Annotated in this window: 10 protein-coding genes; 5 read left to right on the top strand and 5 right to left on the bottom strand. The window is 60.5% G+C overall.

Going from position 1 to position 6,894, the window contains the following annotated elements:
- Positions 1-215 (top strand): hypothetical protein (locus WAW39_RS16350; protein ID WP_422320258.1); only part of this gene is annotated, 215 nt, incomplete at its 5' end.
- Between the two features lie 47 nt (positions 216-262).
- Here WAW39_RS16350 and WAW39_RS16355 read toward each other — a convergent pair.
- Entirely contained in the window at positions 263-718 is a 456-nt protein-coding gene (locus WAW39_RS16355; protein ID WP_422320259.1) for a DUF1330 domain-containing protein, read from the bottom strand.
- On the bottom strand, positions 715-1,341 hold the full coding sequence (locus tag WAW39_RS16360) for a DUF2239 family protein (RefSeq protein ID WP_422320260.1): 627 nt from the start codon (positions 1,339-1,341) through the stop codon (positions 715-717). Before WAW39_RS16360 ends, WAW39_RS16355 begins: the two co-directional genes overlap by 4 nt.
- A 199-nt stretch (positions 1,342-1,540) precedes the next feature.
- Here WAW39_RS16360 and WAW39_RS16365 point away from each other — a divergent pair, with 199 nt between their 5' ends.
- Together WAW39_RS16365 and dprA (WAW39_RS16370) are read left to right on the top strand one after the other, a co-directional pair.
- Complete coding sequence (locus WAW39_RS16365; protein WP_422320261.1) at positions 1,541-2,053, top strand: hypothetical protein; 513 nt, start codon at positions 1,541-1,543, stop codon at positions 2,051-2,053.
- A 13-nt stretch (positions 2,054-2,066) separates the two neighbouring features.
- Positions 2,067-3,167 carry a DNA-processing protein DprA gene (gene dprA / locus WAW39_RS16370; RefSeq protein WP_422320262.1) on the top strand — a complete coding sequence of 367 codons (1,101 nt, stop codon included), beginning with the start codon at positions 2,067-2,069 and terminating at the stop codon, positions 3,165-3,167.
- Positions 3,168-3,727: 560 nt separating this feature from the next.
- On the opposite strand, the gene dprA (WAW39_RS16375) is transcribed toward dprA (WAW39_RS16370), so the two are convergent.
- Entirely contained in the window at positions 3,728-4,828 is a 1,101-nt protein-coding gene (dprA, locus tag WAW39_RS16375) for a DNA-processing protein DprA (RefSeq protein WP_422320262.1), read from the bottom strand.
- 13 nt (positions 4,829-4,841) lie between these two features.
- A complete protein-coding gene (locus WAW39_RS16380) occupies positions 4,842-5,354 on the bottom strand; it encodes a hypothetical protein (protein WP_422320261.1) in 513 nt (170 codons plus the stop codon).
- A gap of 199 nt (positions 5,355-5,553) precedes the next feature.
- Here WAW39_RS16380 and WAW39_RS16385 point away from each other — a divergent pair, with 199 nt between their 5' ends.
- Together WAW39_RS16385 and WAW39_RS16390 are read left to right on the top strand one after the other, a co-directional pair.
- Positions 5,554-6,180 carry a DUF2239 family protein gene (locus tag WAW39_RS16385; RefSeq protein ID WP_422320260.1) on the top strand — a complete coding sequence of 209 codons (627 nt, stop codon included), beginning with the start codon at positions 5,554-5,556 and terminating at the stop codon, positions 6,178-6,180.
- Positions 6,177-6,632 (top strand): DUF1330 domain-containing protein, encoded by a 456-nt coding sequence (locus WAW39_RS16390; RefSeq protein WP_422320259.1) that lies wholly within the window; start codon positions 6,177-6,179, stop codon positions 6,630-6,632. The genes WAW39_RS16385 and WAW39_RS16390 overlap by 4 nt, the downstream gene beginning before the upstream one ends.
- A 47-nt stretch (positions 6,633-6,679) precedes the next feature.
- Here the strand turns inward: WAW39_RS16390 and WAW39_RS16395 are convergent.
- Positions 6,680-6,894: hypothetical protein (locus tag WAW39_RS16395; RefSeq protein WP_422320258.1), on the bottom strand; the 215-nt coding region annotated here is incomplete at its 5' end.

Genomic DNA, 6,894 nt, shown 5'->3' on the forward strand with positions numbered 1-6,894 from the left:
ACGAGCCTGAGGAGAAGCGCCGCGCGGCAAGGCTGAAGCAGGCGGTCGAGGTCGCCGCCAAGGCCAAAGCGGTGCTGCCCAAAACGCTGCGGTTGATGCAGCAGATCACGCAGCACTCGGTCAAACTCATCCGCTGGGTAGCTGCCCAGCTCTGGAACTCCATCCCCTGGCAGCAAGCCTGTGCTGTCCTCATCGCCCTCTACGCCAAGTTATGAACGGCCAACCTTGGACACCGTTGGTGCAACAACTAAATGCCTGGCATTTAGTTGATGCTGCCGTCAAAGCTGCTGATCTGGCTCAGGGGCAGCAGGCGGGAGTCCTCAACGGCAGCGGTCCGGTGGCCGAGGCCGGCCATGCAGTCTGGATTTTCCGCGAAAGACAGGAACGCCTCCGCGCTGCTCTGGCGCACCAGCATGACCAGATCCCACCTCTCATGCTCAGGGCCGATGAGCAACGAGCCACCCGCACCGAGGAACATGAGATCTCCCCCACTTTGGCGCAGAAAAGGCAGGGTGTGGCTAATGTAGCGGTCAAAAGCCTCCGCACCACGGATGGGGCTGTCGGGGGCCAGCTCAGGAGCAGCGGAGTAGTCGGCTGTTTCACGAAAGCGCAGCAGGTTCAGCATGATGACCTCGCCTTGCATGCCTCTCCTGACGAAATCACGACCCGACTGCTGCGTCGGCGCGAGATAAGGTCCGGATGCCGGGGCGGCCATCATGGCTCTGATCCTCCCTGTTTAGCTTGGGCAAGCCGCAGCACATGGTCGCCTACGTCCCGGGGCCAGGTGGCGAGGAGGGTTTTCAGCTTCATCACATCATTGGCAAAGAGCGCGCGTGAAGCCTCCTCAAAGCCTGGAAGATCGCCGCCAAGGGTGACCATGAACTGGTAGGCGCGTTCGAGAGCTTTTCGCGCCTGGTCTTTTTCACTTCTCTGGCGACGGGCTTCCTCGACCAGTTTTCTCAGAGCCACGGACGCGCCGCCGGGTTGCGTATCCAGCCAGTCCCAATGCCTTGGGAGCAGCGTGATCTCTCGCGGCACCACCCCCAGCTTGGGCCGCCCCCGCCCCCGGGGTGTTGCAGGCTCCAGTGCGGGTGCTTCAGCGGCTGGTTGCTCATAAGATGGGAAGAGCGCAGTCAGGCGGGCGCAGACCTCCTCGTCCGTCCCCCGGGTGTCCACTTCGACGGTGCGCCCCGTAGCATTGTCAAAGATCAGGATCGGTCCAGGTGAGCCACTTTCGAGCGCATTCTTGAGCGCCAGAGCGTTCGTGCGCAATGCCCCCTCTGCTATGCGTCGGTGGCCATCAAAGGTGGTGAATGAGTGATTGCGGAATGGTTCGGTCATATGGGTCACCATTAATATTACCCGGATAAAAATCAAAAGTTATTTTTATCCGGGTATAAATAACCCAACCCGATCTTTTCTTACCTTCCTGCTTTTTGCCAAGGATCCTCCACAAGCGATAAGGTTGAGGCGGGAATGGCCTGTTTGGGGTGCTTTGCCCGGTTGCACACGCCGGGGCATGAGTTAGTTTTCGCCAGTTATGTTTAAAGACCTCCTATCCCCCCAGAACACTTTCATCTACGGCGTCGTGCTCTGCGGTATTTTCCTCGTCCAGTCCCTCTGGGGCCACTGGAAGACCAAGCGCGAACTCAAACGCTACAAAAACATGCTCAGCGACAAGCTGGACTTGGATTCCAAGCAGAGCCAGGACATCAACAAGGAGCGCGCCGCGCTGAAGCAGGAAAACGAAAACCTGCGCATGCAGATCGCCCGCCTCAACGAACGCCCTGACAACAAGATGCAGCGCGAGCTGGAAATCCTGGCCCGCGCCGAGAAGCAGATGGTCATCAGCGCCCCCGGCTTCGCCCCAGCATGGGAAATGGCCAAATCGGCGGCGCTGGGCCAGCTTGAAAACGAGGAGAAGGGCCAGTCCTTCCCTTCGAAGATCTTCCGCAAACTGATTGGTTCCGGCTCCGCGCAAACGAACGTCGCCCTGCCCGAATCCGCCGCTGCTGCCGCGAAAAACGGCGAAGCCACCGCCTCTGCCGCCTGAGCCTGAGCGTGCAATGACCCGCACCGAGGCCTGGCTTGTACTGAACCTGCTCCCACAGGTAGGTCCTGTGCGTGTGCGCAAACTGCTGCAGCACTTCGGCAGCCCTGAGCGCATCCTCAGCGCCAAGAGCAGCGACATCCTTCAGATCGAAGGGTTCGGTCTCAATCAAGCAGAGAACATCGCCGGATGGGAAACCCAGGTCGATCTCGAAGGCGAACTCAAGAAGGTCAAGGAGCGCGATCTCACCCTGCTCACGCAGGAAGATGAGCTCTACCCGCCGCTGCTGCGCGAAATCTACAACCCTCCCCTCGTCCTCACCGTCTGGGGTGAACTCACCAAGCGGGATCACAATGCCCTCGGCGTGGTGGGCAGCCGCCATGCCACGCACTACGGTCTGAGCACCACCAAGAAGCTCAGCTTCCAGATCGCCTATGCCGGTTACACCGTGGTGAGCGGACTCGCGCGTGGCATCGACACGGCAGCGCATGAAGCCGCACTCGCAGCCAAGGGCCGCACGGTCGCCGTCATCGGCTCCGGCATCGGCAAATTGTACCCGCCGGAGAACATGGCGCTGGCCGAACGCATCGCGCAAAACGGGGCGGTGATCAGCGAGTATCCGGTGGATCGCGTGGCCGACAAACAAACCTTTCCCTACCGCAACCGCATCGTCGCGGGCTGGACCTGCGGCTTGATCGTGGTGGAGGCCCCGCTGCGCAGCGGCTCCCTCATCACCGCGCAGCAGGCCACCGAGCAGGGCCGCACCGTGTATGCCGTGCCCGGTCCCATCGACAAACCGACCTCCGCCGGTTGCAACCGCCTCATTCAACAAGGGGCCAAGCTCATCATGGATGGCGCCGATGTGCTCGATGATTTGATGACCCTCTTCCCCACCGCGCCCAAGGCCCCGAAGGTCGAAGAGTCCCGCCCCGTCGTCACGCTCACGCTGGAGGAGGAAATCCTCTACAAGGCCATCAGCACCGACGAAGCCCACATCAACGACATCACCACCACCTCCGGCCTGACCACTGCCACGGTTTCAGCGACACTGATGCGGCTGGAGATGAAGCGGATGATCCGGGCGCTGCCGGGAAGACGGTATGTGAGGCTGGTGTGAGGGTAAGCCTGCGCCCGTCATTTTGTCATCCCGGCTGCTCCATTTTCCACAAAGAGTCTGGCAAGGAATCACCGATGTCTGGCTCCGGCTTCACCCCAACCTGCTTATGTCAGCTCGGAGGTCCGCGAAACGCAGCCTGCATTCCAAGCATGCCCAAAACTCAGCGCGGCCTCCCTATGGGATGGCTGTGACATGGCTGCCAGGTTCACTGGGTTCAAAATGGGTTCAAAACGGATTTTGAACCCATTGGGTTCATGGGTTCACGGGTTCATACCCTATATATAGGGTATGAACCCGTGAACCCATGAACCCAATGGGTTCAAAATCCGTTTTGAACCCATTTTGAACCCAGTGAACCTGGCAGCCATGTCACAGCCATCCCATAGGGAGGCCGCGCTGAGTTTTGGGCATGCTTGGAATGCAGGCTGCGTTTCGCGGACCTCCGAGCTGACATAAGCAGGTTGGGGTGAAGCCGGAGCCAGACATCGGTGATTCCTTGCCAGACTCTTTGTGGAAAATGGAGCAGCCGGGATGACAAAATGACGGGCGCAGGCTTACCCTCACACCAGCCTCACATACCGTCTTCCCGGCAGCGCCCGGATCATCCGCTTCATCTCCAGCCGCATCAGTGTCGCTGAAACCGTGGCAGTGGTCAGGCCGGAGGTGGTGGTGATGTCGTTGATGTGGGCTTCGTCGGTGCTGATGGCCTTGTAGAGGATTTCCTCCTCCAGCGTGAGCGTGACGACGGGGCGGGACTCTTCGACCTTCGGGGCCTTGGGCGCGGTGGGGAAGAGGGTCATCAAATCATCGAGCACATCGGCGCCATCCATGATGAGCTTGGCCCCTTGTTGAATGAGGCGGTTGCAACCGGCGGAGGTCGGTTTGTCGATGGGACCGGGCACGGCATACACGGTGCGGCCCTGCTCGGTGGCCTGCTGCGCGGTGATGAGGGAGCCGCTGCGCAGCGGGGCCTCCACCACGATCAAGCCGCAGGTCCAGCCCGCGACGATGCGGTTGCGGTAGGGAAAGGTTTGTTTGTCGGCCACGCGATCCACCGGATACTCGCTGATCACCGCCCCGTTTTGCGCGATGCGTTCGGCCAGCGCCATGTTCTCCGGCGGGTACAATTTGCCGATGCCGGAGCCGATGACGGCGACCGTGCGGCCCTTGGCTGCGAGTGCGGCTTCATGCGCTGCCGTGTCGATGCCACGCGCGAGTCCGCTCACCACGGTGTAACCGGCATAGGCGATCTGGAAGCTGAGCTTCTTGGTGGTGCTCAGACCGTAGTGCGTGGCATGGCGGCTGCCCACCACGCCGAGGGCATTGTGATCCCGCTTGGTGAGTTCACCCCAGACGGTGAGGACGAGGGGAGGGTTGTAGATTTCGCGCAGCAGCGGCGGGTAGAGCTCATCTTCCTGCGTGAGCAGGGTGAGATCGCGCTCCTTGACCTTCTTGAGTTCGCCTTCGAGATCGACCTGGGTTTCCCATCCGGCGATGTTCTCTGCTTGATTGAGACCGAACCCTTCGATCTGAAGGATGTCGCTGCTCTTGGCGCTGAGGATGCGCTCAGGGCTGCCGAAGTGCTGCAGCAGTTTGCGCACACGCACAGGACCTACCTGTGGGAGCAGGTTCAGTACAAGCCAGGCCTCGGTGCGGGTCATTGCACGCTCAGGCTCAGGCGGCAGAGGCGGTGGCTTCGCCGTTTTTCGCGGCAGCAGCGGCGGATTCGGGCAGGGCGACGTTCGTTTGCGCGGAGCCGGAACCAATCAGTTTGCGGAAGATCTTCGAAGGGAAGGACTGGCCCTTCTCCTCGTTTTCAAGCTGGCCCAGCGCCGCCGATTTGGCCATTTCCCATGCTGGGGCGAAGCCGGGGGCGCTGATGACCATCTGCTTCTCGGCGCGGGCCAGGATTTCCAGCTCGCGCTGCATCTTGTTGTCAGGGCGTTCGTTGAGGCGGGCGATCTGCATGCGCAGGTTTTCGTTTTCCTGCTTCAGCGCGGCGCGCTCCTTGTTGATGTCCTGGCTCTGCTTGGAATCCAAGTCCAGCTTGTCGCTGAGCATGTTTTTGTAGCGTTTGAGTTCGCGCTTGGTCTTCCAGTGGCCCCAGAGGGACTGGACGAGGAAAATACCGCAGAGCACGACGCCGTAGATGAAAGTGTTCTGGGGGGATAGGAGGTCTTTAAACATAACTGGCGAAAACTAACTCATGCCCCGGCGTGTGCAACCGGGCAAAGCACCCCAAACAGGCCATTCCCGCCTCAACCTTATCGCTTGTGGAGGATCCTTGGCAAAAAGCAGGAAGGTAAGAAAAGATCGGGTTGGGTTATTTATACCCGGATAAAAATAACTTTTGATTTTTATCCGGGTAATATTAATGGTGACCCATATGACCGAACCATTCCGCAATCACTCATTCACCACCTTTGATGGCCACCGACGCATAGCAGAGGGGGCATTGCGCACGAACGCTCTGGCGCTCAAGAATGCGCTCGAAAGTGGCTCACCTGGACCGATCCTGATCTTTGACAATGCTACGGGGCGCACCGTCGAAGTGGACACCCGGGGGACGGACGAGGAGGTCTGCGCCCGCCTGACTGCGCTCTTCCCATCTTATGAGCAACCAGCCGCTGAAGCACCCGCACTGGAGCCTGCAACACCCCGGGGGCGGGGGCGGCCCAAGCTGGGGGTGGTGCCGCGAGAGATCACGCTGCTCCCAAGGCATTGGGACTGGCTGGATACGCAACCCGGCGGCGCGTCCGTGGCTCTGAGAAAACTGGTCGAGGAAGCCCGTCGCCAGAGAAGTGAAAAAGACCAGGCGCGAAAAGCTCTCGAACGCGCCTACCAGTTCATGGTCACCCTTGGCGGCGATCTTCCAGGCTTTGAGGAGGCTTCACGCGCGCTCTTTGCCAATGATGTGATGAAGCTGAAAACCCTCCTCGCCACCTGGCCCCGGGACGTAGGCGACCATGTGCTGCGGCTTGCCCAAGCTAAACAGGGAGGATCAGAGCCATGATGGCCGCCCCGGCATCCGGACCTTATCTCGCGCCGACGCAGCAGTCGGGTCGTGATTTCGTCAGGAGAGGCATGCAAGGCGAGGTCATCATGCTGAACCTGCTGCGCTTTCGTGAAACAGCCGACTACTCCGCTGCTCCTGAGCTGGCCCCCGACAGCCCCATCCGTGGTGCGGAGGCTTTTGACCGCTACATTAGCCACACCCTGCCTTTTCTGCGCCAAAGTGGGGGAGATCTCATGTTCCTCGGTGCGGGTGGCTCGTTGCTCATCGGCCCTGAGCATGAGAGGTGGGATCTGGTCATGCTGGTGCGCCAGAGCAGCGCGGAGGCGTTCCTGTCTTTCGCGGAAAATCCAGACTGCATGGCCGGCCTCGGCCACCGGACCGCTGCCGTTGAGGACTCCCGCCTGCTGCCCCTGAGCCAGATCAGCAGCTTTGACGGCAGCATCAACTAAATGCCAGGCATTTAGTTGTTGCACCAACGGTGTCCAAGGTTGGCCGTTCATAACTTGGCGTAGAGGGCGATGAGGACAGCACAGGCTTGCTGCCAGGGGATGGAGTTCCAGAGCTGGGCAGCTACCCAGCGGATGAGTTTGACCGAGTGCTGCGTGATCTGCTGCATCAACCGCAGCGTTTTGGGCAGCACCGCTTTGGCCTTGGCGGCGACCTCGACCGCCTGCTTCAGCCTTGCCGCGCGGCGCTTCTCCTCAGGCTCGT

It is taken from the genome of Prosthecobacter sp. (genome assembly GCF_049294395.1).
Lineage (GTDB): Bacteria > Verrucomicrobiota > Verrucomicrobiia > Verrucomicrobiales > Verrucomicrobiaceae > Prosthecobacter.

What these genes read in the sequence shown, in the direction of transcription:
- WAW39_RS16365 (WP_422320261.1), top strand. Translation starts at nt 1,541, where the DNA reads ATGTTTAAAGACCTCCTATCCCCCCAGAACACTTTCATCTACGGCGTC.
- dprA (WP_422320262.1), top strand. Translation starts at nt 2,067, where the DNA reads ATGACCCGCACCGAGGCCTGGCTTGTACTGAACCTGCTCCCACAGGTA.
- WAW39_RS16385 (WP_422320260.1), top strand. Translation starts at nt 5,554, where the DNA reads ATGACCGAACCATTCCGCAATCACTCATTCACCACCTTTGATGGCCAC.
- WAW39_RS16380 (WP_422320261.1), bottom strand. Translation starts at nt 5,354, where the DNA reads ATGTTTAAAGACCTCCTATCCCCCCAGAACACTTTCATCTACGGCGTC.
- WAW39_RS16390 (WP_422320259.1), top strand. Translation starts at nt 6,177, where the DNA reads ATGATGGCCGCCCCGGCATCCGGACCTTATCTCGCGCCGACGCAGCAG.
- dprA (WP_422320262.1), bottom strand. Translation starts at nt 4,828, where the DNA reads ATGACCCGCACCGAGGCCTGGCTTGTACTGAACCTGCTCCCACAGGTA.
- WAW39_RS16360 (WP_422320260.1), bottom strand. Translation starts at nt 1,341, where the DNA reads ATGACCGAACCATTCCGCAATCACTCATTCACCACCTTTGATGGCCAC.
- WAW39_RS16355 (WP_422320259.1), bottom strand. Translation starts at nt 718, where the DNA reads ATGATGGCCGCCCCGGCATCCGGACCTTATCTCGCGCCGACGCAGCAG.